The sequence below is a fragment of the Curtobacterium sp. Csp2 genome, from assembly GCF_013347165.1.
This window is the reverse complement of the sequence record NZ_CP054593.1, coordinates 3572644-3595356: the sequence shown is the minus strand read 5'-3', so window position 1 is coordinate 3595356 and position 22713 is coordinate 3572644. Positions and strand designations below refer to the sequence as shown.

The 22713-nt window shown below is 72.4% G+C and carries 22 protein-coding genes and 2 pseudogenes; 11 read left to right on the top strand and 13 right to left on the bottom strand.

The features are described 5' to 3' along the window. The first annotated feature begins 8 nt into the window (after positions 1-8). Entirely contained in the window at positions 9-509 is a 501-nt protein-coding gene (locus HUN59_RS17430) for a DUF6328 family protein (RefSeq protein WP_144805403.1), read from the top strand. Here HUN59_RS17430 and ku read toward each other — a convergent pair. Continuing rightward, complete coding sequence (ku, locus tag HUN59_RS17425; protein ID WP_174779088.1) at positions 506-1492, bottom strand: non-homologous end joining protein Ku; 987 nt, start codon at positions 1490-1492, stop codon at positions 506-508. The two genes, HUN59_RS17430 and ku, sit on opposite strands and share 4 nt — an antisense overlap. Positions 1493-1586: 94 nt before the next feature. Between ku and HUN59_RS17420 the strand changes: the two genes are divergently transcribed. The 3 genes and pseudogenes from HUN59_RS17420 to ligD (HUN59_RS19850) all read left to right on the top strand — a co-directional run. Beyond that, on the top strand, positions 1587-2141 hold the full coding sequence (locus HUN59_RS17420) for a hypothetical protein (protein WP_174779087.1): 555 nt from the start codon (positions 1587-1589) through the stop codon (positions 2139-2141). 69 nt (positions 2142-2210) lie between these two features. Next, the gene (locus HUN59_RS17415) at positions 2211-3101 is read left to right on the top strand and encodes an SDR family oxidoreductase (protein ID WP_174779086.1); all 891 of its coding nucleotides are present in this window, start codon (positions 2211-2213) and stop codon (positions 3099-3101) included. A 137-nt stretch (positions 3102-3238) separates the two neighbouring features. Beyond that, positions 3239-3604 (top strand): annotated as a pseudogene (gene ligD, locus HUN59_RS19850) (non-homologous end-joining DNA ligase LigD); the annotation flags it as partial. 101 nt (positions 3605-3705) lie between these two features. Here the strand turns inward: ligD (HUN59_RS19850) and ligD (HUN59_RS20155) are convergent. Further along, positions 3706-3831: pseudogene (gene ligD, locus HUN59_RS20155) on the bottom strand (non-homologous end-joining DNA ligase LigD); the annotation flags it as partial. On the opposite strand from ligD (HUN59_RS20155), the gene ligD (HUN59_RS17410) reads away from it, so the two are divergent. Continuing rightward, on the top strand, positions 3814-5604 hold the full coding sequence (gene ligD / locus HUN59_RS17410) for a non-homologous end-joining DNA ligase (protein ID WP_368076182.1): 1791 nt from the start codon (positions 3814-3816) through the stop codon (positions 5602-5604). The pseudogene ligD (HUN59_RS20155) and the gene ligD (HUN59_RS17410) sit on opposite strands and share 18 nt — an antisense overlap. Positions 5605-5904: 300 nt before the next feature. Here the strand turns inward: ligD (HUN59_RS17410) and HUN59_RS17405 are convergent, their stop codons facing one another. The 3 genes from HUN59_RS17405 to HUN59_RS17395 all read right to left on the bottom strand — a co-directional run bounded on the left by HUN59_RS17405 (position 5905) and on the right by HUN59_RS17395 (position 7921). Continuing rightward, a complete protein-coding gene (locus HUN59_RS17405; RefSeq protein WP_174779085.1) occupies positions 5905-6084 on the bottom strand; it encodes a hypothetical protein in 180 nt (59 codons plus the stop codon). 10 nt (positions 6085-6094) lie between these two features. Continuing rightward, on the bottom strand, positions 6095-7087 hold the full coding sequence (locus tag HUN59_RS17400) for a sugar phosphate isomerase/epimerase family protein (protein ID WP_174779084.1): 993 nt from the start codon (positions 7085-7087) through the stop codon (positions 6095-6097). Positions 7088-7237: 150 nt separating this feature from the next. Continuing rightward, entirely contained in the window at positions 7238-7921 is a 684-nt protein-coding gene (locus HUN59_RS17395; protein ID WP_217483578.1) for a fumarylacetoacetate hydrolase family protein, read from the bottom strand. Between the two features lie 195 nt (positions 7922-8116). Here HUN59_RS17395 and HUN59_RS17390 point away from each other — a divergent pair, with 195 nt between their 5' ends. Then, positions 8117-8488 carry a hypothetical protein gene (locus HUN59_RS17390; RefSeq protein WP_141859951.1) on the top strand — a complete coding sequence of 124 codons (372 nt, stop codon included), beginning with the start codon at positions 8117-8119 and terminating at the stop codon, positions 8486-8488. 96 nt (positions 8489-8584) lie between these two features. Here HUN59_RS17390 and HUN59_RS17385 read toward each other — a convergent pair whose 3' ends face one another. The 3 genes from HUN59_RS17385 to HUN59_RS17375 form a co-directional block, all read right to left on the bottom strand. Next, positions 8585-8800, bottom strand: a complete 216-nt coding sequence (locus HUN59_RS17385) for a hypothetical protein (protein ID WP_174779082.1) — start codon at positions 8798-8800, stop codon at positions 8585-8587. Beyond that, complete coding sequence (locus HUN59_RS17380) at positions 8790-9128, bottom strand: hypothetical protein (RefSeq protein ID WP_174779081.1); 339 nt, start codon at positions 9126-9128, stop codon at positions 8790-8792. Before HUN59_RS17380 ends, HUN59_RS17385 begins: the two co-directional genes overlap by 11 nt. A 101-nt stretch (positions 9129-9229) precedes the next feature. Beyond that, complete coding sequence (locus HUN59_RS17375; protein WP_174779080.1) at positions 9230-11701, bottom strand: phosphoketolase family protein; 2472 nt, start codon at positions 11699-11701, stop codon at positions 9230-9232. 211 nt (positions 11702-11912) lie between these two features. Here HUN59_RS17375 and HUN59_RS17370 point away from each other — a divergent pair, with 211 nt between their 5' ends. Next, positions 11913-12590 (top strand): hypothetical protein, encoded by a 678-nt coding sequence (locus HUN59_RS17370; RefSeq protein ID WP_058741600.1) that lies wholly within the window; start codon positions 11913-11915, stop codon positions 12588-12590. 125 nt (positions 12591-12715) lie between these two features. Here HUN59_RS17370 and HUN59_RS17365 read toward each other — a convergent pair whose 3' ends face one another. Both HUN59_RS17365 and HUN59_RS17360 read right to left on the bottom strand, forming a co-directional pair. After that, positions 12716-13312 (bottom strand): DnaJ family domain-containing protein, encoded by a 597-nt coding sequence (locus HUN59_RS17365; RefSeq protein WP_058741844.1) that lies wholly within the window; start codon positions 13310-13312, stop codon positions 12716-12718. Positions 13313-13373: 61 nt separating this feature from the next. Beyond that, a complete protein-coding gene (locus HUN59_RS17360) occupies positions 13374-15188 on the bottom strand; it encodes a glycoside hydrolase family 15 protein (RefSeq protein WP_174779079.1) in 1815 nt (604 codons plus the stop codon). Between the two features lie 523 nt (positions 15189-15711). Here HUN59_RS17360 and HUN59_RS17355 point away from each other — a divergent pair. From HUN59_RS17355 to HUN59_RS17340, 4 genes are all read left to right on the top strand, one after another. Then, positions 15712-16878, top strand: coding sequence for an RtcB family protein (locus HUN59_RS17355; protein ID WP_058741846.1), 1167 nt, complete (start codon positions 15712-15714; stop codon positions 16876-16878). A 104-nt stretch (positions 16879-16982) separates the two neighbouring features. Continuing rightward, positions 16983-17813, top strand: coding sequence for a DUF1206 domain-containing protein (locus HUN59_RS17350; protein ID WP_174779078.1), 831 nt, complete (start codon positions 16983-16985; stop codon positions 17811-17813). An 82-nt stretch (positions 17814-17895) separates the two neighbouring features. Beyond that, positions 17896-18771, top strand: coding sequence for an SMP-30/gluconolactonase/LRE family protein (locus HUN59_RS17345; RefSeq protein ID WP_174779077.1), 876 nt, complete (start codon positions 17896-17898; stop codon positions 18769-18771). A 44-nt stretch (positions 18772-18815) separates the two neighbouring features. Beyond that, positions 18816-19970: an alpha/beta fold hydrolase gene (locus HUN59_RS17340; protein WP_174779076.1), complete on the top strand. Its 1155-nt coding sequence runs from the start codon at positions 18816-18818 to the stop codon at positions 19968-19970. Positions 19971-20081: 111 nt separating this feature from the next. Here the strand turns inward: HUN59_RS17340 and HUN59_RS17335 are convergent, their stop codons facing one another. Genes HUN59_RS17335 through HUN59_RS17325 form a run of 3 tightly spaced genes read right to left on the bottom strand, consistent with a single transcriptional unit; the run spans position 20082 to position 22616 of the window. Then, complete coding sequence (locus HUN59_RS17335) at positions 20082-21281, bottom strand: NAD(P)/FAD-dependent oxidoreductase (RefSeq protein ID WP_174779075.1); 1200 nt, start codon at positions 21279-21281, stop codon at positions 20082-20084. A gap of 25 nt (positions 21282-21306) precedes the next feature. Further along, positions 21307-22107 carry an SDR family NAD(P)-dependent oxidoreductase gene (locus HUN59_RS17330; RefSeq protein ID WP_058741851.1) on the bottom strand — a complete coding sequence of 267 codons (801 nt, stop codon included), beginning with the start codon at positions 22105-22107 and terminating at the stop codon, positions 21307-21309. A 2-nt stretch (positions 22108-22109) separates the two neighbouring features. Beyond that, a complete protein-coding gene (locus tag HUN59_RS17325) occupies positions 22110-22616 on the bottom strand; it encodes a Dps family protein (RefSeq protein WP_058741852.1) in 507 nt (168 codons plus the stop codon). Positions 22617-22713 lie beyond the last annotated feature (97 nt).

The window sequence follows — 22713 nt, the reverse complement described above, 5'->3', positions numbered from 1 at the left end:
TTCTGGGCATGAGCGACGTCAGCGGTGGAACCCCGGACACCGAGCGCGGCCGGCACGAGACCCCGACCGAGCGCTGGGACCGGAACTGGTCGGACATCCAGCAGGAGCTCCGGATCGTGCAGACGGGGACGCAGATCCTCGCCGGGTTCCTGCTGACGCTGCCGTTCCAGCAGCGGTTCACGATGCTCAGTCCGAGCGAGGAGGTCGTCTACCTCGTGCTGGTGGCGCTCGCGGTGGTCATCACCGTCGTGGCGCTCTCCGCTGTGTCCGCGCACCGGCTGGTGTTCCGGCAGCGGCAGAAGCACGACCTCGTCCGAGCCGGGAACGCGCTGCTCATCGCGGCGCTCGCGGCGAGTGCCCTGCTGTTCTCCGGCACGGTGCTGTTCGTGTTCGACGTCGTGATCGGGGACGTCGGCGGGGTGGTCGGCGGGGTCGTGGTGTTCGTCGGGACGGCGGCACTGTGGGTCTCGATCCCGCTCGCGCTGCGGAGGACGAGCCGGGACGGCTAGCTGGCCTGCTTCTTCGCCGCCGGCGCCTTCTTCGTCGCGGGGGCCTTCTTCGCCGCCGGCTTCTTCGCGGCGGTCTTCTTCGTGGCCGGCGCCTTCTCTGCCATCGCCGTCGCAGTCGCCGTCGCCTTCTTCGCCGGGGACCCGCCGTCCGCCTTCCGCGAGCCGGACGACGGACGCGACCCCGATCCTCCCGACCGCTTCTTGTCGACGGACGCCCGCAGGGCGGCCATCAGGTCGATGACGTCGCCACCCTCGTCGTCGTCGTCGGAGGACGCCTGCTCACCGAACGTGTCGGCGGTGTCGACGTCGTCACCTGCCTCGAGCTTCGCGTCGATGAGCTGCTGCAGTTCCTCCTGGTAGGCGTCGGTGTAGCGATCCGGGTCGAAGTCGGTGGACATGCTGTCGACGAGCGAGGACGACATCTTCAGCTCGTTCGCGCTGACCTTGACGGACGCGTCGAGCGACGGGAACTCCGCGGCCCGGACCTCGTCGCCCCACAGCAGCCCCTGCAGCAGGACGACGTCCTCGTGCACACGGAGCACGCCGAGCCGGGTCTTCTGCCGGAGCGTGAACTGCACGATCGCGAGACGGTCGGTCTTCGCCAGCGTCTCCCGGAGCAGCACGTACGCCTTGGGGGAGCGGGAGTCCGGCTCCAGGTAGTACGACTTCTCGAACATCATCGGGTCGACCTGGTCGACGGGCACGAACTCGAGGACCTCGATCTCGTGCGACTGCTCCTGCGGCAGCTGCTTGAAGTCGTCCGGGGTCAGCACCACGGTCTTGTCGCCGTCGTCGTAGGCGCGCTGGATGTCGGCGTACTCGACCTCGTGGCCGAACTCGCACACGCGCTTGTACCGGATCCGGCCCTTGTCCTCGTCGTGGACCTGGTGCAGGGAGACGTCGTGGGTCTCGGTCGCCGCGTACACCTTGATGGGCACGTTGACGAGCCCGAACGCGATGGAGCCCTTCCAGATCGACCTCATGCGCAACATGATGCCCGCGGGGGTGCGGACGGGTCCTCAGTTCCGAGCGGATCGGCAGGTGTGGACGGGCGGCCGAGGGCGTAGGGTCGCGGGCATGACGGGGGACCAGACGACGACGCAGCGCACCGACGCCGCGCGGACGGTGGACGACGACCGCATCGACACCGTGGGGTGGTGGCAGCTGGTCGGGCTGGCGGTGGTGGGCGCGGTCGTCCCCGCGGTCTTCCTCGCGATGCTGCGTGGGCCGATGCCGTGGACGGCCGCCGTCGTGCTCGGCCTCGCCCTCGCGGTCGTGCTGCCCGCGTCGCTGGTGTGGAACTGGTCCCGACGGGGTGGCCGGGCCGCGCTGGCGACGACCCGGCGGTGGGTCCGGGACGGCAGCGTGCCGTCCGACGTCCCCGACGCGGTGTGGCGGCCCCGCGTGCAGCGGTGGCTGAGCGACCTCGGGCGCCGGCGGGTGAGCGGCTGGTTCGCGCTCGTGGCCGCCGTCCTGTGGGCGCTCACCGCGCTGGCCGGGTCGACCGACAACTGGGGGCTCGTGCTGGTGTGGGCCCTCATCGCCGCGGTCGGGCTCCTGGGGGACCGGGGCGACCGCGCTGCAGCGGAACGCCTGCTCGCTGCGCCCTCCCGCACGCCCGATCGGCCCTGAGACCCGCGCCCTGCCGCGCGCCCGATCGGCCCTGAGACCCGTTCCCGCCCGCGCGAGCACCATGGGCCCATGAGCCAGCTCGACAAGCAGGACCCGCGTTCGCAGTTCCCCCGACCGCCGTTCCCGCCGCAGACCCAGCAGGGGTCCGGGCTGGCGAGCGCGATGGACCCGCAGCCCGACCACGGCGAGACGAGCTACCTCGGCACGGGACGGATGCCCGGCTACCGCGTGCTCGTCACCGGCGCCGACTCGGGCATCGGCCGGGCGGCGGCGATCGCGATGGCGAAGGAGGGCGCCGACGTCGCCCTGAACGCCCTGCCCGAGGAGCGCGAGGACCTCGAACAGGTCCGGGACGTGATCGGTGACCTCGGGCGGAAGGCCGTGCTGCTGCCGGGTGACCTGACCGACGAGGAGTTCTGCGCCACGCTGGTCCGGGACGCCGTCATCGAGCTCGGCGGGCTGGACGCCCTGGTGCTCGTCGCAGGGCACCAGCAGGTGCACGAGGACGTCACCCAGCAGTCCACCGAGGACTTCGACCGGACGATGAAGGTCAACCTGTACTCGCTCTTCTGGCTCGTCCGCGCGGCCGTCCCGCACATGGCGCCGGGGAGCGCGATCGTCACGACGAGCTCGGTGTCGGCGTACCAGCCGCAGGACCGGATGATCGACTACGCCGCGACGAAGTCCGCCATCATCACGTACACGAACGGTCTCGCCCGGCAGCTCGCGGCGCGGGGGATCCGCGCGAACACGGTCGTCCCCGGACCGGTGTGGACACCGCTCCAGCCGATCAGCTACCCGGGCGACGAGATCGCGGCCTACGGGCAGGACACCCCGTTCGGGCGCCCGGCACAGCCCGTCGAGCTCGGCGGCGCGTACGTGTACCTGGCGGGCCCGGAGTCGTCGTACACGTCCGGCAGCACCCTCACGGTGGCGGGAGCGACCGGAGTCGCGCTGTGAGCCCCGTCTCCCGGCGCACGACGGTCCAGGTCGGGGACCGCCGCATCGCACTGTCCAACACCGACAAGGTCCTGTACCCGGAGAGCGGGACGACCAAGGGGCAGGTGATCGCCTACTACGAGCGGGTCGCGCCGTGGATGATCCCGCACGTCAAGGACCGTCCGGTGACGCGGAAGCGCTGGGCGAGCGGCGTCGACGGCAAGGTGTTCTTCGAGAAGAACCTGCCGGACTCCGCGCCCGACTGGATCCGGCACCACACCATCGCGCACAAGGAGCACGACACCGAGTACCCGGTCGTCGACGACCTGCCGACGCTCGTGTGGATGGCGCAGCAGGCCGCGCTCGAGCTGCACGTGCCGCAGTGGCGGTTCGGTCCGCGCGGTGGCCAGCAGCACCCGGACCGGCTCGTGCTCGACCTGGACCCGGGTGAGGGGGTCGGCCTGCCCGAGTGCGTCGAGGTCGCGATCGCCGCCCGTGAGCTCCTGCAGGGCATGGGCCTCGACCCGTACCCGGTGACGTCCGGCTCGAAGGGCATCCACCTGTACGCGGCGACCGTCGGCCGGTCCCGGCCGCGCAGCGAGTACGGCGCGATCGTCGTCTTGTTGCCGTTGTTCTGCGACCAGTCGACGAAGACCTTGCCGGCGCGCTCCGCGCGGCTCATCGACGACAGCACCAGGTCGGGCAGGTCCTGCTCGAGCGCCCTCGCGAGCTCGTGCGCGACCTCGGACACGTGCTGCGCGGCCGGGACCGGCCGACGGTCGCCGCACCGCGCACCTGGGACGAGCTCACGTCGCGCGGACTCGCCCAGCTCACCCTGGACGAGGTGCTCGACCGCCTGGAGGAGCGTGGAGACCGCCTGCACCCGGTCGCGTCCGCCTCGCTGTCGGTCGGGAGGCCCGACTCGGGTCACTGGGACGGCGACCGGACCCGGCGTGCGAACGACGCGGAGCAGTCGGGTCGCGACCGCCTCGCCGCCTACCGCGCGAAACGGGACGCCTCGAAGACGCCGGAACCGGTCCCCGAGGGCGCGCCGACGGTCCGGAAGGACGGCACACCGACGTTCGTGGTCCAGGAACACCACGCGACCCGGGACCACTACGACTTCCGGCTCGAGCACGACGGGGTGCTCGTCAGCTGGGCGCTCCCGAAGGGCGAGCCGACCGACCCGGGGAGGAACCACCTCGCGGTGCAGACCGAGGACCACCCGCTCGAGTACGGCGGCTTCGAGGGCACGATCCCGCACGGCGAGTACGGCGCCGGCACGGTCACGATCTGGGACGACGGCACCTACGAGCTCGAGAAGTGGCGGGAGGGCGAGGAGGTCATCGTCACCCTGCACGGGCGGACGAACGGCAACCGGCGACTCGCGCTCCTGCACACCCGTGGCCGCGGTCGCGGGAAGGACGGCGACGAGAAGAACTGGTTGATCCACCGGACGAAGGAGCAGCCGTCGCGGACACCCGACGAGGGCCGGGTCGCAGTGGTAACCGGCTCGGGCTCGGGCGCAGCGTCGGACGGGGCGGCGGCGACCACGCCGACCGAGCGGCGCCCGATGCTCGCGTCGCCGGTGTCGGGTACGCCGTCGTTCGACCCCGACGCGTGGGTGTTCGAGATGAAGTGGGACGGCGTCCGGGCACTCGCCACCGTGCGGGACGGCGCCGTGACGCTCCGCAGCCGGAACGGCAACGACCTGACCGCGCAGTACCCCGAACTCCAGGAGCTCGCCGACCGGGCCGGGGTCGACGGGGTGTTCGACGGCGAGGTCGTGGCGCTCGACGAGGCGGGCCGCCCGTCGTTCCAGCGGCTGCAGGACCGGATGGGACTGACGCGGAAGCGCGAGGTCGACGCGGCGCAGGCGACCACGCCCGTGCGCTTCCTGCTCTTCGACGTCCTCGAGGCCGACGGGCACGACCTCGTCCGGCTCGGCTACGACGCCCGCCGGGACGCCCTGGCGACGGTCGTGGACCCCGGCGGTGCGATCGAGGTGCCGCCGGCGTTCGACGGGGACTTCGACGCGGCCGTCGCGGAGTCCGCCCGGCTGCGGCTCGAGGGGGTCGTGGCCAAGAAGCGGCGCTCGCGGTACACCGAAGGCCGCCGGTCCGAGTCGTGGGTGAAGGTCAAGCACCTCGCCGCGCAGGAGGTCGTCGTCGGCGGCTGGAAGCCCGGGGCCGGTCGTCGCGCGGGCGGGATCGGCTCGCTGCTGCTCGGGGTCCCCGGGCCGGACGGACTCGAGTACGTCGGCAAGGTGGGCACCGGGTTCCGCGACCGCGACCTCGACGAGATCGCCGACGTGCTCCGCTCCCGGGCCCGGAAGACCTCCCCGTTCGTCGACGTCCCCCGACCGGACGCCCGGGACGCACACTGGGTCCGCGCCGACCGGGTCGGCGAGGTCGTGTTCGCCGAGTGGACGGCGGACGGGCGGCTGCGCCAGCCGTCGTGGCGAGGGTGGCGGCCGGACAAGGACCCGGACGACGTCGTCCGCGAGGCCGGTCCCGACTCGTGAGAAGACGACCCGTGCGCCGGATCAGGGAACGCACGGGCCGCCGTCGAGGCACCGCGACCGGGACTTCAGGGATGCCCGGCCGCGGTGCGTCCTACGCCCGGGTCACCCACGATCCCGGACCGCCGGGACCCCCACGGTCCCGGAACACACTGCTGTGACGAGTCGAGTCGCCGGATCGTCACACCCGATCGGAAGTTCTTTCCGCGGCATCGTCCCGCACACGGACGGACCGCCCGGGAGCAGGTGCTCCCGGGCGGTCCGTCGATGCCGTGCGGTCCGTCCGTCAGTGCCGGTCGTCCGTCAGGCGGCGGGGGCGGGACCGTCCGCCGGGGCGGCGTCGTCCGACGCGGGCAGGTCCTCGTCGATGAGTTCCTCCTGCTCGGGCAGGTCGACCTCGGCGGCTGCGGCCTTCGCCTCGTCGATGGACTCCTGCGACCGGCGGAGGAGGTCGTCGTCTGCTGCTGGTGCGTGATCCGTCATGACGGTGACGCTACGCCGGCGCCCCTGTGTCGGCATCGCGCCGCGGCAGGTGCATCCCGGTCGTCGTGTCGATCGCGGGGCCGACGGTGGGTGCGGACGACGGCTCGAAGTCGACGGCCGAGGTCGGCGCCGGGGTCGACGGCATCGCCGGAGCCGCCGGTTGCCCGACCGCGTCGGCCGCGTCGAGCACGGCGCGGGTGGCGGCGGCTGCCGTCCGGAGCGCGTCGGCCAGGGGCATCGCCCGGTGTGCGTCCGTGCGGACCTCGACGCCCCAGGGTTCGTCGTGCCCGAGGTCGCGGGTGACCCGGACGAGTCCGGGCAGGTCCCACGCCCCGGCACCGGGCAGGTGCCGTGCGGAACGGGCTTCCTCGGCCAGGGTCAGGCCGGCCGGCGTGTGCAGCAGCCCGTCGCTCAGCTCCACGGCACCGAGGACCCCCGGGGTGAGCCCCTGCGCGATCGAGGCGAGCGTCGAGCCGCCGCGGAGGGTGTGCATCGCGTCGAGGAGCACGGCGCCGTTCGGGTGGCCCGCGGCCGTGACGAACCGTGCCGCCCGCTCGAGCGTCGGCAGGTTCGACCACGGCTCCGGTTCGAGCAGGAGCTGCGCGCCGACCTTCTCGGCCTGCGCGGCGAGGTCCACCCAGTCGTCGACCATGGCGACGGGCGACACCGCCGCGACACCGCTGTCTGCGCGCGCGACGACCTGCCACGCACCGAGCGCGGACGCGGCCTCGAGCAGGACGCCCCGGTCGGCCTCGTCGTCGGTCGAGCGCTGCGGCGAGGACCACCACCGGTCGAGGGGGCCGAGCTGGACCCAGACGATCCCCGCCCCGTCGAGCACCCGCCGGAGCGCGGCGAAGCCCGTGGTCGCCCGCACCTCGTGCAGGTCGTCGAGCGACAGGGACAGCCCGGAGAACCCGGCGTCCCCGACCGCCCGGACCCGTTCGGCGACGGGAGCGTCGCCGGCCCAGGTCCCGGCCGTCGCGAGCAGGTCGTGTTCCTGCACGGTGCACCTCCTGGCTCCGGACACCCGCCGTCGCCCCGTCGCTGTGCTGGTGTCCTGGTGATCCCGGCGCAACTGGTCCCCACGCGCCGTGCACCATGTGTACGCCGTCCACCTCGACGGGCTCCCAGCGGCCTCGCGCCGGGCGGCGACTCAGACGATGCGCGTGGTGACCGAGCCGACCCCGTCGATCCTGCCCTCGAGTCGCTCGCCGCGCGCCAGGGGGCCGACACCGTCCGGGGTCCCGGTCAGCAGCAGGTCGCCCGGAGCGAGGGTGATGAAGCGCGAGAGTTCGGCGATCGTCTCGGCGACCGACCAGATCTGGTCGGCGAGGTCCCCGGACTGCCGCAGCTCGCCGTCGACGTGCAGCGTGACCGTGCCCGCCGTCGGGTCGACGTCCGCCGCGGGGACGAGCCGGCCGATCGGCGCCGAGGCGTCGAACCCCTTCGCGAGGTCCCACGGCCGACCGAGCCGCTTGGCCTCGGCCTGCAGGTCCCGCCGGGTGAGGTCCAGCCCGACCGCGTACCCCCAGACGAGCTCGAGCGCCCGGTCGGCCGGCACGTCGCTGCCACCCGCTCCGAGGGCGACGACGAGTTCGACCTCGTGCTCGAGCCGGTCGGTCTGCGGCGGGTACGGGGTGTCCCCGTCGTCCGTCACCAGGGCGCTCGGGGGCTTGGTGAAGAAGAACGGCGGCTCGCGGTCCGGGTCGTGGCCCATCTCGCGGGCGTGCGCGGCGTAGTTCCGCCCGACGCAGTACACGCGGCGGACCGGAAAGCGGCCGCCGGTCGAGGTCGGCAGCGTCGGCTGCTCGGGCGGGTCGATGACGAGGTCGGACACCCGCCCACCTTGCCACGTGGGCGGCCAGGACGGGGGCCCGTCGCCGACGGGTGGGCTGACGCGGCGGGTCGGGGTCCTCCGAACAGCGGACTGAGCGGCCGTCGCGGTCGGTGCTAGCGTCCGGACGTGGCCACAGGGGACCACGCCCGGTCGGCCGGGCTCGGTCGATCGCGACATCTGATGAGGGGATCCACGATGAACGTTCCTGCACGACGGTCAGCGCAGCGGGTGGGGCGGGCGAGGCGACTCGGCGCCCTGCTCCTGATGGCGACGACCGTGGTGGCGACCACCACGGTGATCGGCGGGCCCGCGCAGGCTGATCCGTACGGTTCGCCGCTCACCTTCGGCTGTGGCAGCAAGACAGCCCAGATCAACTGGAAGAGCACCGGCACCGTGCGGCTCTTCGGCGGTCCGGACCGAGAAACGGCCGGCAACAACCTGCTCCGGGAGGTCACGAAGAGCGGCTCGTACAGCTACAACTCCGGGTACCGCACGTTCACGTTCCAGTTCGGTGCGACGAACGGCCACATCACGAGCATCAAGGAAGTCTGCGTTTCGCAGTCGTAGAGCGGCCCCGCCTCCGGTCCCGGCCCGGCGTTCCTGACGCGCAGGGCCGGACCGGAGACCAGCTCGGCAGCTGCATCTGCGGGCGGGCGGACGCGATCATCCCTCGCCGACGCTCGCCTCCCACCGCAACCGGCGCGCACGTGCCCGTTCCTCGCGCTCGCGCCACTCCCGACGGGCAGCCGCCAGCCGCTCCGGGCCGCCCTCAGCGCGCAGGAGCGGGCCGTAGTGCGGATCGGCGAGCAGCGAGGGGTAGTTCCGTTCCATGCGGTCGAGCCGCCGCTTGAACTCTCGGTCGTCCACGTCAGAGATCATCGTCCTGCTCCTCTCCGTCCGGCTGGCGGTGTGCGGCCGGTTCGTCGTGGCGCGCGAGCGCCTCTTCAACCCACTTGTCGTCGTTGGTGACCCAGGACCGGGTCATCAGCGCCTGGGCCATCAGTGCCGCGCGTTCGCGCTCCGTGACGTCTGCGGAGAGCGCCCGGTCGGCGACCCACGACCAACGCTGCCACCACAGGTCCCGATGCACCGAGAACTCTGTATTTCGCCGGGTCCGCCGACCCTCGACCACCGTCACGACGATGCCGATCGCCGCGATCACGGCGCCGGTCAGCGCCCCGACCAGTCCTGCCACCCCGATGCCCATGGCCCCACCCTGACGACACAGGACCGGCCACGCGTCGGGCGTGACCGGTCCTGTGGAGGCGGGTCGTGCCTCCAGGCCGTGTGGAGGACGACGGACGTGCGTCAGGCGCCGGGGGCGGCCCCCTCGGACTCGCCCGCACCCGGGTCGCCACCGGTGCCGCCGTCGATCGGCTCGTCCTGCGGCCACCCCGCGAACTGCCACCCGGCGACCGACGGGTGGTCCTCACCACGGGAGTACGCGAACGCGCGGGCCGCGTCACGGGCCTCGGTGAGGGTCGTGAGCAGGTCCGCGTGCGCCGTCGCGTCCACCCGGCTGAGCGCGTCGTGCGCCAGCGCGAAGCGGTCCATGTCGTTGCGGATGAGCATGTCGAACGGCGAGGTCGTCGTGCCCTGCTCGAGGAACCCGTGCACGTGCAGGTCGTCGTGCCCGTGCCGACGGTACGTCAGCTGGTGCACGAGCGACGGGTACCCGTGGAACGCGAACACCACGGGCGTCCCCGGCAGGAAGACCTCGTCGTAGCGTTCGTCGCTGACGGGGTGCTCGTGCTTCCGCGGGTCACCGAGGGACAGCAGGTCGACGACGTTGACGAAGCGGACCCCGACCTCCGGCGCGTGGTGGCGGATGATGTCGGCTGCCGCGACCGCCTCGACCGTCGGGACGTCCCCGGCGCTCGCGATCACGACGTCGGTGCGACCGACGGTCTGCTCGGTCCCGGCCCAGTCCCACACGCCGAGCCCGGCCGCAGCGTGCGCGGTCGCGTCCTCGAGCGACAGGAAGACCGGCTCCGGGTGCTTGCCGGCGACGATGACCTCGATGCGGTCCGTCGTCTCGAAGGCGTGCGCGGCGACGGCGAGCAGGGTGTTCGCGTCCGCCGGCAGCTTGATCCGGACGAGGTCCTGCTGCTTCGACGCGACGACGTCGAGGAACCCGGGGTCCTGGTGCGAGAAGCCGTTGTGGTCCTGGCGCCAGACGTGCGACGACAGCAGGATCGACAGGTTCGACACCGGTGCGCGCCAGTCGATGTCGGTCGACGACTCGAGCCACTTGGCGTACTGGCCGACCATCGAGTCGATGATGTGGGCGAAGGCCTCGTAGGTGTTGAGCAGACCGTGCCGCCCGGTCAGGACGTAGCCCTCGAGCAGCCCCTCGAGCAGGTGCTCGGACAGGACCTCGATGACGCGGCCGCGGGCGCCGAGGTGTTCGTCGCCGGGACCGCGTCGCGCACGCCAGACCCGGCTCGTCACGTCGAAGACCGCGTCGAGCTTGTTCGAGATCGTCTCGTCCGGGCCGAACAGCCGGAACGTCGAACCGTTCCGCGACGTCAGCTCGGCGAGCCACGGTCCGAGCGTCACCGTGGCGCTGGCGTCCTCGCCGACCGGCACCGCGTACGGCTCGAGCGGCGGCCGGTCGAGCGCCGTACGGACGAGTCCGCCGTTGGCGTGCGGCGTCGCGCTCATCCGGCGGTCGCCCGCGGGACGGATCGTCGTGAGGATGCCGATCGGACGACCGTCCGCGTCGAAGAGCTCGTCCGGGCGGTAGGAGCGCATCCACTCCTCGAGCTGCTCACGGTGTCCGGCGTCCTCGCGGACCGCGGGCAGCGGCACCTGGTGCGCACGGAAGGTGCCCTCGACGCGCTCGCCGTCGACCTCCTGCGGGCCGGTCCAGCCCTTCGGCGTGCGGAGCACGATCATCGGCCAGCGTGGGCGGAGGTCCGCGGCGCCGGCCGACTGCCCGGCCGCCGCGCGCTCGGCCTGGGCCCGTGCGGCGGCCTGGACGTCGTCGATGGCGGCGAGGGCCCGGCGGAGCGCGCCGTCGAACAGGGCGTGCACGGCGTAGGGGTCGTCGCCGACCCGGGCGGAGTCGACGACGATCGGTTCGTACCCGAGGCCGCGGAAGTACGCGGTGAGGTCCTCGTCCGGGATCCGGGCGAGCACCGTCGGGTTCGCGATCTTCCACCCGTTCAGGTTGAGGATCGGCAGGACCGCGCCGTCGGACACCGGGTCGAGGAACGTGTGGGCCTGCCAGGAGCCGGAGAGCGGGCCGGTCTCGGCCTCGCCGTCGCCGACCACGCACGCGACGACGAGGTCCGGGTTGTCGAGCGCCGCGCCGTACGCGTGGGCGAGGGAGTAGCCGAGCTCACCGCCCTCGTTGATCGAGCCCGGCGTCTCCGGGGCCGCGTGCGAGGGGATCCCGCCGGGGAACGAGAACTGCCGGAAGAACTTCCGCAGGCCGTCGGGATCCGGGGTGATGTCGGGGTACAACTCGCCCCAGGTCCCCTCGAGCCAGGCGTTCGCGTTCATCGCCGGTCCGCCGTGCCCGGGGCCGCAGACGTAGAGCACGTCGCGGTCGGTCTCGGTGATGAGCGCGTTCAGGTGCGCGTACACGAGGTTCAGTGCGGGGGAGGTGCCCCAGTGCCCGAGGAGCCGGGGCTTGACGTCGTCAGGGTCGATCGGGCGCGTCAGCAGTGGGTTGTCGAGCAGGTAGATCTGTCCGACCGTGAGGTAGTTCGCGGCGCGCCACCAGGCGTCGATCGCCCGGATCCGGTCCGTGGTCGCGATGTGTGCGGGGGCCATGCCCCCACGCTACGGAACGGGGGACAGGAACCGCCCAGGAAATCGGTCCAATCCGTTCGGTGGGGGGGTGTCGAACCACCAGTACAACCCGGGAGACACCCGGAGCGCTCACCAGCCGCAGATAGCTGGTTCTCCACCCCTGTCCGGGGTGTGTTCGGCGCGCACACTGCGAAAATCGCGCGCCGAGCGCGACCACGAAAGGAACGAACTCATGCGCAAGAGCCTGAAGACCTCGATCACCCTCGCCACCACGGGCGCCCTGGTGCTCGGTGGCGCCGCGTTCGGTGTGTCCGCCGCGCAGGCCGACGGCACCGTCCACACCGTCTCCTCGTCCTCGTCGAAGATCCCCGGCCCGGTCGCGTCGGTGCCGGAGGTCAAGGGCGGCAACACCGCCGTCGCGCTGGACAAGGGCTTCACCGACGCGCTGACCTCGCTGGGCCTGACCCCGGGCGTGTCGGGCAACGCGAAGCTGGAGAACGGGTCGGTGTCGTTCCCGATCACGGCCGGTTCGGTGACGTATTGGTCGCCGGACGGCAACTACCGTCCGTACGTGCAGGGTCTGCTGAACCACGACGACTCGGGCCTGACGCTCAAGGCCGGTGACACGACGGTGACGCTGGAGAACTTCGTGGTGAACCCGGGTTCGTCCAAGCTCTACGGCGACGTGCTGGTCAACGGCCAGGTCGCAGCGTCGAACGCGTACCTGTTCTCGCTGCACGGTGGCACGCTCAAGCCGCTGCAGCTCGAGGGTGACAACGCGATCCTGACCGGCACCACGGTCCACGTCTCCGACGACGCCGCGAAGCTGCTCAACAGCACCTTCAAGACCGACGCGGTCAAGGGTGGGCTCCTCGTCGGGACCGCGACCATCACCGCACAGATCAAGTAACACCCCCGCACCACACGAACGACGGCCGGCCCCGGAAGGGACCGGCCGTCGTTCGTGTGTGCAGGACCGGGAGGCGGGTGGCGGCCCGGTCGCGCCGGGCCGGTGGCGCGCTCGGTCGCGCGTGCTCAGTCGCGGCGGCGCCACCACCGGCGCGGTCGCGCCGCCCGCTCGGCCGCCTCCGCCACCTCGGCCGCCGCAGCCAGCCGGTCGCGTCGCCGGGCGGCCCAGGCCTCGACCTCGGCGTCGACGTCCCGCATCGGGGTCACCACCGGCGGGCCGCCGAGCAGCTGCCGTCTGGCCTCCTTCACCCGGGCGTTGAAGTCCACGAGCACCGCGCGGACGTCGTCCTCGGTCGCGAGGGCATCGAGGTGCCCGTCGAGCTCGGCGTCCTCGGTGCGCAGGGCGAAGGCGGGCGGGGCGATGCCACGGATGTCCTCGCGCTCGATCTTCGCCTTGATCCACCAGTCCGGGTCGTGGCGGCCGTCGTTCCCGGGCAGCGGCTTGCCGTGGTACGGGTTGCCGTCGAAGACCCCGCGGCGCTCCGCCTGCTCGACGAGCATCCGCGCGTGCTGGCCGACGTCCTGCGCCCGCAGCAGTCGGCGTTCCTCGCGGACCTCGTCCGGGTCCAGCGAGCCACGCTCCACCTCGCTGTCGACGAGCTGCTGGTACCGGTACCGCGCGGCTCGTCGCAGCCGGTCCATCCGGGCATCGACGTCGTTCATGGTCGTCCCATGATGCAACGCACGGGCGACAGCGCACCCAGGAGTCCGTTCAGGAGTCCACTCAGGACTCCGCCGCGACCTCCTCGATGGTCAGCGCCGCCTGGATCAGGGCGAGGTGGGACAGCCCCTGCGGGATGTTCCCCATGAAGTCGCCGTCCTCGCTGAGCATCTCGCTGAACAGCCCGACGTCGTTGGCCTGCTCGACCATCGCGTCCATGAGCTCGCGGGCGTCGTCGACCCGGCCGACGCAGGCCATCGCGGCGGCGAGCCAGAACGAGCACGCGACGAACGGCGACTCCTCGGCGTCCATCCCGGAGTACCGGTAGACGAGCGGGCCGCGCTGCAGCTGCTCCTCCACCGCCCGGATCGTCGACTCCATGCGCGGTCCGCGGTCGAACGACGACATCGCGTGGAGCAGGATCGACGTGTCCAGGGCGTCGCTGCCCGGGTACATCACGTAGTACCCGCGCTCCTCGTCCCAGCCGTTGTCGGCGACCCACTGCTCGATGAGCTCGCGGTTCTCGATCCACTTGTCGCGCGGGCCGTCGATCATCCCGGCGTCGTGGAGCTCGACCGCCGCGTCGAGCGCCTGCCAGCAGCCGATCTTGCTCGACACGTAGTGCTGCGTGTCCTGCAGCTCCCACATGCCCGAATCCGCCTCGGGCCAGCGGTGGCACGCGTCGTCGGCGAGCCGCTCGAGCACGCCGGCCGTCTGCCGGTCGAGCACGTTCCCGGCCCGGACGTACTGCCGCAGGATCTCGAACACGTCGCCCCACACGCCGAGCTGGAGCTGGTCGCCGGCGCGGTTGCCGATCGTCACCGGGCCGATGCCCTTCCAGCCCGGGACGTCGCGTTCCTCGACCCCGTCGGTCTTCTCGCCGTTCAGGTCGTAGAAGATCGGCATGGTCTCGTCGTGCTCGGCGATGGTGCGCATCACCCACGACACGGCGGCGTGCGTCTCCTCGCGGAGCCCGAACCGGGTCAGGGCGTGCACCGTGTACGACAGGTCGCGGACCCAGGCGAACCGGTAGTCCCAGTTCTTGCCGCCGGTCCGGTCCTCGGGCAGGCTCGTCGTCGGCGCGGCCGCGATCGCACCGGTGGGCGAGTAGATGAGCAGCTTGAGGGCGAGGGCGCTCCGCTGCACGGCGTCGGCCCAGGGGCCGTCGTACGAGAACGTCTCCGACCACGTCGACCAGTTCGCGATCGTGCGGTCGACCGCGTCGAGGGTGCGCTCCGGTTCCGGCAGGAAGATCGGTTCGTTCTCGGTGCCCACGATGGTCAGGATCGACTTCGACCCCTCGCTCGTGGTGAAGCGACCCGAGAAGCGCGGGCCGTCGTCGTGGACCGGCTCGAACCCGTGCTGCACGATGCCGATCGTGACGCCGTCGATGCCGATGACGGTCCCGTTCGCGGTGTCGAGGCGCTTCGGTTCCGCGGTGTTCAGCAGCGTGCCCGGCACCACGGCCCACTCCATCTCGACGCTGCCCGTGACGCCCTGCACGCACCGGCCGATCTCCGCCCACGGCAGGCGTCCGGCCACGCCGGTGACCATCGCGTCCGTGACGGTGCACGACCCGGAGTCGGTCGTCCACGTGGTGACGAGCACGTTCGTCCCGGGCAGGTACCGGCGTTCCACCGTCGCGTCACCGGTCGGCCGCAGTGCGACGTGACCACCGTGCTCGGCGTCGAGGATGCTCGCGAACACGGGCGGGGAGTCCATCGAGGGGATCGGCAGCCAGTCGATGCGACCGTCCAGCGCGATGAGCGCCACCGTGCGACCGTCGCCGATCGCACCGTAGGACCGCAGCGGCACGTAGCCGTCGGTGCGCTCCTCGTTGTCGTGCGCGTCGGGGGTGTCGCGGGTGCGTTCCGTCATGCCGCCAGCCTGCCCGCGGCGTGGAGGCGACCATCAGCCGGGCGTACCCCGCCCCGGACGGCCGAACCGGCCCTCCCGACCGCGACACGCCCGGACGCCTTGTGCACCCCGGGCGTGTCGCACTACTGTCGGTCCTCCTGCCCGACGGGCAGGACCGCCCGACCGGACAGCCGCCGGGCACCACCGCCCGACCGGACACCCGCCGGGCACCACCGCCCGCCCCGGGCACCTCGGAAGGACCGCCGTGCACACCGTGCAGCACCACGAACGCAGCGTCGAGCGCCAGCTCGAAGCGCTCGTCGTGCTGCCCCCGACGCAGTACGCGAACCAGTCCCTCCGCGACCCCGCGTAGGCACGGCCCGTCTCCCGACGTCCCGTGCCCACCCGGCCCGGGGCGTCCTTCCCGTCGTTCCTCCACCGGTGCTCGGCACCGACCAGGAGACGCGGGTCCAGCTCGCCCCGGACCGTCACCACCGACGGCCACCCGGCCGTCGTCGAACCGTCACGACGGAAAGGCACCCCCATGAAGAAGATCGACGACAAGCTCCTGAGCTGGGCCTCGCTGCTCGAGGAGAACACCGAGCAGCAGGCGCGCACGACGGCACGGATGCCGTTCGTGTTCCCGCACCTGGCGCTCATGCCGGACGCCCACCTCGGGCTCGGCGCGACCGTCGGGTCGGTCATCCCGACCCTCGGGGCCGTCATGCCCGCGGCCGTCGGCGTGGACATCGGCTGCGGCATGATCGCGGTCCGGACGCAGTTCACCGCCGGTGACCTGCCGGACGACCTGCAGCCCCTCCGCGAGCAGATCGAGCGGGCGGTCCCGCTGTCCGCCGGCGCGTCGAACCGGAAGATCGTCGCGACCGCCGAGCCGCGGATCGCCGAGCTCGAGGCACTCGCCGAGCGGGCCGGGTTCGACCCGGCGGGCGTGCACGGCGGCTGGCGGAACCAGCTCGGGACCCTCGGGTCCGGGAACCACTTCATCGAGGTCTCGCTCGACGAGCAGGACCGCGTCTGGTTGTTCCTGCACTCCGGGTCGCGGGGCGTCGGCAACAAGATCGCGCAGCGGCACATCACGGTCGCCAAGCGGCTGATGCAGCGCTGGTGGATCCAGCTCGCGGACCCCGACCTGGCGTACCTGGTCGAGGGCACCCCGGAGTTCACGCGGTACGTCGCCGAGCTCGGGTGGGCGCAGCACTTCGCCCTGCTCAACCGCGAGGAGATGATGGACCGGGTCGTCCGGCAGCTGTCCGAGGTGCTCGGGACCGCGGTCGACGAGCAGGAGCGGATCAACTGCCACCACAACTTCACGCAGCGGGAGACGCACTGGGGCAAGAGCGTGTGGGTCTCCCGGAAGGGTGCGATCCAGGCCAAGGCCGGCCAGCCCGGGCTCATCCCCGGGTCGATGGGGACCGCCTCGTACGTCGTCGAGGGCCTCGGGAACAAGCCGTCGCTCGAGTCGTCCCCGCACGGCGCCGGTCGGCTGTTCTCGCGGTCCGCGGCGCGGCGGACGTTCACGCACGACCAGCTCCGCGAGGCGATGGTCGGGATCGAGTACCGGGACACCGACGCGTTCCTCGACGAGATCCCGGCCGCGTACAAGCCGATCGACCAGGTGATGGCGGACGCGACCGAGCTGGTCGCGATCCGGCACACGCTGCGGCAGGTCGTCAACGTCAAGGGCGACTGACCGACGGACGGGAGGATCGTGGGGACGCCGCCACGATCCTCCCGTCCGGTGCGCGCAGCGGCGCGTCACGGACAGCGTGCCGCGGAGCGGGCACGCTGGTCAGGATGAGCGACCAGGCGGAACGGGCAGCGCGCGAGACCGGACGACAGGCGCGGCGCATCGCCGACAGCCGGTGGTTCGAGACCACCGCCCGCGCCGGGTTCGTCGGCAGCGGCATCGTGCACCTGCTCGTCGGGTACCTCGTGGTGCTGCTCGGCATCGGCAGCGCCTCCGGCGAGGAGACCGACCAGTCCGGTGCGCTCCAGCAGCTCGCCGCGGTCCCCGGCGGGATCGTGCTGCTGTGGGTCGTCGCGGTCGGCACCGCGGCCCTCGCCCTGCGCCTGGTGGTCGAGGCGGTCGTCGGCGGCCGGTCGGACAGCACCCGCGCCTGGGCCGCGCGCGCGAAGGACGCCGGCAAGGCCGTGGTCTACGGCGTCGTGTCGTACACGGCGGTGACCTTCGCGCTCGGTGCCGGCAAGAGCTCGAGCGGCTCGAGCCGGGGTGCCGCCGCGCAGGCCCTCGCGACGCCCGGCGGGGTGTTCGTCCTCGTCGCGGCCGGCGTCGCGGCGATCGCGATCGGCGTCGGACTCGTCGTGACCGGGGTCCGTCGCTCCTTCCGGAAGCAGCTCGTGCCGCTGCCGAGCACCATCGACCGACCCGTCACGGTGCTCGCGATCGTCGGTTACGTCGGCAAGGGCATCGCGGTCGTGGTCGTCGGCGTGCTCATCGTCGTGGCGGCGTTCCGGAGCGACCCGAGCCAGGCGACCGGGCTCGACGGGGCGTTCCAGGCGATCCACGGCATGCCGGGCGGTGGGGTCGTGCTCGTCCTGGTGGGCGTCGGGTTCCTCGCCTACGGGGTCTACAGCTTCTTCCGCGCGAAGTACGCCCGCCTCTGACCGCCGCCACGACGCCCTGCGGGGGTCGCGGACGCTGAACATGTTGGACGCGTGCGGAGGCGTCCACCGGTAGGGACGGAGCATGCACACCGACGCCGCCACCGGACCCGTGACCGTCTTCTGCGACGAGCAGGCCGTCCTCGTCGAGAGCATCGTGTGGGACCCCGAGCACGAGCGACTCCGCTGGACGGACATCACGCTCGGCCTGCTCACGACCGCCCGCGCCGACGGCACGGTCGAGTCGAGCGTCGCGCTGCCGCCGCCCCTCGCGAGCTTCCAGCCGCGGGCCACCGGCGGGTTCGTCGCCGCCCTCGGGGACGCCGTCGTGCTCACCGACGCGCGCGGGACCGTCGAACGGGAAGTCGCCCGGGTCCGGCACGCGACGCCGGACATGCGGTTCAACGAGGGCAAGTGCGACCCGTTCGGCCGGTTCCTCGTCGGCAGCATGGACCTCACCGACCGCGACCCGGCCGGTGCGCTGTACTCGGTGGAGCCGGACGGGTCGGTCCGGGTGCTCCGCGGTGGCTTCGGCGTCACGAACGGCATCGAGTGGTCGGCGGACGGCTCCGTGATGTACGTCACCGACACCAGCACGCAGACGATCTACCGGGGGCGCTACGGGCCGGACGGGGAGCTCGGCGACCTCGAGCCGTTCGTCAGCGGTGCCGCGCACGACGGCCTGGTCCGCGACGACGAGGGGTGTCTCTGGACCGCGGTGTACGGCGGCGGCCGGGTCGAGCGCTGGAGTTCCGACGGCGAGCACCTGGAGACCGTCGAGGTGCCGGCGCCGAACGTCACCTCGGTGGCCTTCGGTGGACCCGACCTGTCGACGCTGTTCATCGGCACCGCGCGGGAGAACGCGACCGAGGAGCAGCTCGAGCGCGCGCCGCACTCCGGCGCCGTGTTCGCTGTGCGGACTCGCGTGCACGGCAGCCCGGCGTCCGCGTTCGGCGGCTGAACCGCGGGTATCGTGGGCGGTCGCCAGCAACACGGGAGGCCCACGTGCACGAGGACGACACCACCCCGCACAGCCACGGGACCGCGCCCGGCGAGGGGAGCGCGCCGAGCGAGGGAACCGCGCCCGACGGCGGCACGGCCGCGCCGGCACCGAACCCGGCCGGACGGCTCGCGGACGCCGAGGACGCCGACGTCACGGTGGAGGTCGACCGGATCGCCGTCGACGGCACCTACGTCCGGGTCAGTTCGATCGGTCACCCCGGCGCGCGGGCGTTCGTGCTCGTCGCCGGGCTCGGCATCGCCGCGACCTACTACGAGCGGCTCGCCCCGCACCTCAACGAGAACGGCCCCGTGCACGCGCTCGACCTGCCGGGCTTCGCGGGCGTCCCGCGCTTCCGGGGTGCGGTGTCGATCGAGCGGTACGCCGACGCGGTCGAGCGGGTCCTCGACGACCTGGGGCTCGAGGACCCGGTGCTCGTCGGGCACTCGATGGGCACGCAGGTCGTCACCGAGGTCGCCGCGCGCCGACCGGAGCTGCGCGACCTCGTCCTCATCAGCCCGGTGGTCGACCGTCGCGCCCGGACGATCCGGCAGTCCGCCGGACGGTTCCTGCGCTCGTCGCTGCACGAGCCGGCGGCGGTCCGCTGGCACGGCATCACGGCGTACGCGCTGTGCGGCTGGCACTGGTTCCGGAAGGTCCTGCCGCGGATGATCGCCTTCCCGATCGAGGACCGCGCGGCCGAGGTGCAGGCGCGGACGCTCATCGTGCGCGGTGAGCACGACGCGCTCGTCCCGCGGGACTGGGTGCGGAGCCTGGCGCGGGTCTTCCCGCACGCGGTCCTCCGCGAGGTCGTCGACGGTGCGCACTCCGTCATGCACGCGCAGGCGGACGCCGTCGCGCGGCTCGCGGTCGACCACGTCGCGGGTCGGATCACCGACCGCGGCGTCGGGTCGCTGCAGCGGGTCCGGGACACCACGACGTCGTCCGACCTGGCGCGGCTCAGCCCGAAGGAGGCGTGGCTGGTCCTGAAGTCCCGCTTCATCGAGCTCGCCGGGATGGCCCGCGGGGACGACGGGGCACTCGAGCAGGCGAAGTCGGCGCACGCGGTCGCCATGGCGGACGGTGACGGCATCCCGGTCGACCCCGAGGACCGCCGCGAGGTCGTCGACGAGGTCGCGCCCGAGGTGCGGGGCCGGTAGCCGCGTCCCGCTGACGAGCTGGAAGGTGCTGCCGGACGCACGGACCGGAGGCCCGGTGCCGGTCCGTCGGACCGGCACCGGGCCTCCAGTCGGTCGCCCTGGTGCGGGAGACTACGCGTCCGCGGTGATGCGTCCGGGGAGCATGTCGCGCGTCAGCGCGTGCGCCTCGGCGAGCACCTTGCGGGCGTCGTCGGTCTTGTCCCAGACGTTCCAGAGCAGGACACCGCGGACCGTGTCGTCGTCGTCCAGGTAGTAGACGACGCCGGTGACGTTCGGCTCCTGCCAGTCCTCGACGGTGTGCAGCTTCGTCGAGACCTGCCCGACGGCCTCGTAGCCCATGTCGAAGACGTCCGAGTAGAACATCGGCGTGTGGTCGTAGGTCTCGTCCGCGTCGGCGAGGTTCCGGCCGGCCTGGCGCCCCTGCTGCTGCGCGTTGTCGACGTGCTCGACCCGGCGCGTGCCGAGGATCCGGTCCGGGTACTCGGCGACGTCACCCGCCGCGAACACCGACTCGTCGTCGGTGACCAGCGTCGAGGACACCACGATGCCGTCGTCCACCGTCAGGCCCGCGTCGGCGGCGAGCTGCGTCTGCGGCTCGATGCCGAGACCGACGACGACCGCGTCCGCCTCGAGCACGGAGCCGTCGTCCAGCGTCAGGGTGACGCCGTCCGCCGTCTGCGTGCCGGACTCGACCCGGCGGCCGAGGCGCAGCTCGACCCCGTGGTCGACGAAGCGCTGCTGGAACGCGTGCGCGAGCCCCTCGGGGAACATCCGCGCGCCCACGGTCTCGTCGGGGTCCACGAGCGTGACCTTCGCCCCGTTCTGCACGACGCCCGCCGCGATCTCGGTGCCGATGTACCCGCCGCCGACGACGGCGACGTGCGCCCCGGCGTCCGCGAAGGCCCGGAGCTTCCGGTAGTCCGCCGCGCTCCGGTAGTCGAGGACGCGGTCCGACGGCTCGAGTCCGCGCAGGCCGCGGGGCTTGCCACCGGTGGCGAGCAGGAGTCGCTCGTAGCCGTGGTTCTGGCCGTCGGCGGTCGTGACGGTCTTCGCCGCGCGGTCGATCGCGGTCACCGCGGACCCGAGCACGAAGGTCGCGCCGGTCTCCTCGGTGTGCAGGTCGACCTTCTCGTCCCAGTCGAACTCCGGGTCGGTCCAGAGCTTCTTCGACAGGGCCGGGCGGGCGTACGGGCGGTCGTGCTCCTCGCTGAGGATCCCGATCGAGCCGTCCTGGTCGATCTCGCGGATCCCGCGGGCTGCGGCGTCGGCGACCATGCCGCCGCCGACGATGAGGTACCGGAAGTCGGTCATGTGCGTCCCTCGTGTGGGTGGGTGTCTAGATGGTGGCGACCGAGCCGGAGTCGACCCGGTAGTTCGACCCGTTGACGAAGCTCGCGAGGTCGGAGCACAGGAAGGCGACGACGTTCGCGACCTCCTCGGGCTCACCGCGGCGGCCGAGCTCCATGTACGGGCGCTGCTCGTCGAGGAAGCTCGTGATCGCCTCGTCGAAGGACGTGCCCCGCTCCTTCGCCCGCTTGTCCATCATCGCGTCGGTCATCGGCGTGTGGATGAAGGCGGGGCTGACGGTGTTCACGAGCAGCCCCTCGGACGCGTACGAGCGGGAGAGTCCCTTCGCGAACGACAGTACGCCCGCCTTCGCGGCGCAGTACGGCAGCTCGTCGTCGTACGGCTGGGACGCGTCCTCGGACACGAGGTACACGATCCGGCCCCAGCCGCCGTTCCGCAGGTCCGCGATGAACTCGCGGGTGATGCGGACCGGGCCCATCAGGTCGACGTCGATGGTGTCGAGCCATCCCTGTTCGTCGACCTCGTGGAACAGGCCCTGTGCGCCGGTGATGCCCGAGGACTGCACGAGGATGTCGATCTCGCCGACGGCGTCGCGCACCCGGTCGTGCAGTGCCGCGAGGCTCCCGGCGTCGGTCACGTCCGCGGCGAAGGCGAAGAGCTTGCCCGGAGGCGCCTCCAGCTGGTCCGCGCTGGTGTCGAGACGGCCCTGGTCGAGGTCGGTGACGACCACGGTCGCCCCCTCCGCGAGGAGGATGCGCGCCGTGTTCCAGCCGATGCCGGAGTCGCCGCCGAAGACCAGGGCGGTCCTGCCCTGGATCCCGAGGTCCACGATCAGGCGTGCGTCGATGCCTCGGCGGTCGCCGGGCTCGTGGCCGACGCGAGCGGCGTGCGCGGGGCACGGTTCTCGGCGGAGACCATCCAGGCGAGCTGCTCGAGGCGCTCGATGAACCCGTGCAGCAGGTCGGCGGTCGTCGGGTCCTCGTCGTCGACCTCGTCGTGCACGTCGCGCATGGTGCCGGTGGCCTGGTACAGGCGCAGGGTCACGAGGTCGATCGCGTCGTGCGTGGTGACCTCGCCCTCGGGGAAGGCGTCGAGGTGGCTGGTCGCGGCGACGGTGGCCGAGCGGCCGTCCGGCACGGCGTACAGGGCGCGCATGCGCTCGGCGGTGTCGTCGGCGAACTCACGTGCGGCGTCGACGATCTCGTCGAGCTGCAGGTGCAGGTCGCGGAAGTTGGTCCCGAGGATGTTCCAGTGGGCCTGCTTGCCCTGGAGGTGCAGGTCGATGAGGTCGACGAGGACGGCCTGGAGGTTCTTGGCGAGCGTGTCCGATGCGTGCATGATCGGCTCCTTCCGGATCGGTACTGACCCTTCCGGTCTACGCGGTCCGGCCCGCACGGTTCCCAGAGCCCGTGGACGGAGGTGTCCCCCGCGGGGC

What these genes read in the sequence shown, in the direction of transcription:
- HUN59_RS17430 (WP_144805403.1), top strand. Translation starts at nt 9, where the DNA reads ATGAGCGACGTCAGCGGTGGAACCCCGGACACCGAGCGCGGCCGGCAC.
- ku (WP_174779088.1), bottom strand. Translation starts at nt 1,492, where the DNA reads ATGAGGTCGATCTGGAAGGGCTCCATCGCGTTCGGGCTCGTCAACGTG.
- HUN59_RS17420 (WP_174779087.1), top strand. Translation starts at nt 1,587, where the DNA reads ATGACGGGGGACCAGACGACGACGCAGCGCACCGACGCCGCGCGGACG.
- HUN59_RS17415 (WP_174779086.1), top strand. Translation starts at nt 2,211, where the DNA reads ATGAGCCAGCTCGACAAGCAGGACCCGCGTTCGCAGTTCCCCCGACCG.
- HUN59_RS17405 (WP_174779085.1), bottom strand. Translation starts at nt 6,084, where the DNA reads ATGACGGATCACGCACCAGCAGCAGACGACGACCTCCTCCGCCGGTCG.
- HUN59_RS17390 (WP_141859951.1), top strand. Translation starts at nt 8,117, where the DNA reads ATGAACGTTCCTGCACGACGGTCAGCGCAGCGGGTGGGGCGGGCGAGG.
- HUN59_RS17385 (WP_174779082.1), bottom strand. Translation starts at nt 8,800, where the DNA reads ATGATCTCTGACGTGGACGACCGAGAGTTCAAGCGGCGGCTCGACCGC.
- HUN59_RS17380 (WP_174779081.1), bottom strand. Translation starts at nt 9,128, where the DNA reads ATGGGCATCGGGGTGGCAGGACTGGTCGGGGCGCTGACCGGCGCCGTG.
- HUN59_RS17375 (WP_174779080.1), bottom strand. Translation starts at nt 11,701, where the DNA reads ATGGCCCCCGCACACATCGCGACCACGGACCGGATCCGGGCGATCGAC.
- HUN59_RS17370 (WP_058741600.1), top strand. Translation starts at nt 11,913, where the DNA reads ATGCGCAAGAGCCTGAAGACCTCGATCACCCTCGCCACCACGGGCGCC.
- HUN59_RS17365 (WP_058741844.1), bottom strand. Translation starts at nt 13,312, where the DNA reads ATGAACGACGTCGATGCCCGGATGGACCGGCTGCGACGAGCCGCGCGG.
- HUN59_RS17360 (WP_174779079.1), bottom strand. Translation starts at nt 15,188, where the DNA reads ATGACGGAACGCACCCGCGACACCCCCGACGCGCACGACAACGAGGAG.
- HUN59_RS17355 (WP_058741846.1), top strand. Translation starts at nt 15,712, where the DNA reads ATGAAGAAGATCGACGACAAGCTCCTGAGCTGGGCCTCGCTGCTCGAG.
- HUN59_RS17350 (WP_174779078.1), top strand. Translation starts at nt 16,983, where the DNA reads ATGAGCGACCAGGCGGAACGGGCAGCGCGCGAGACCGGACGACAGGCG.
- HUN59_RS17345 (WP_174779077.1), top strand. Translation starts at nt 17,896, where the DNA reads ATGCACACCGACGCCGCCACCGGACCCGTGACCGTCTTCTGCGACGAG.
- HUN59_RS17335 (WP_174779075.1), bottom strand. Translation starts at nt 21,281, where the DNA reads ATGACCGACTTCCGGTACCTCATCGTCGGCGGCGGCATGGTCGCCGAC.
- HUN59_RS17325 (WP_058741852.1), bottom strand. Translation starts at nt 22,616, where the DNA reads ATGCACGCATCGGACACGCTCGCCAAGAACCTCCAGGCCGTCCTCGTC.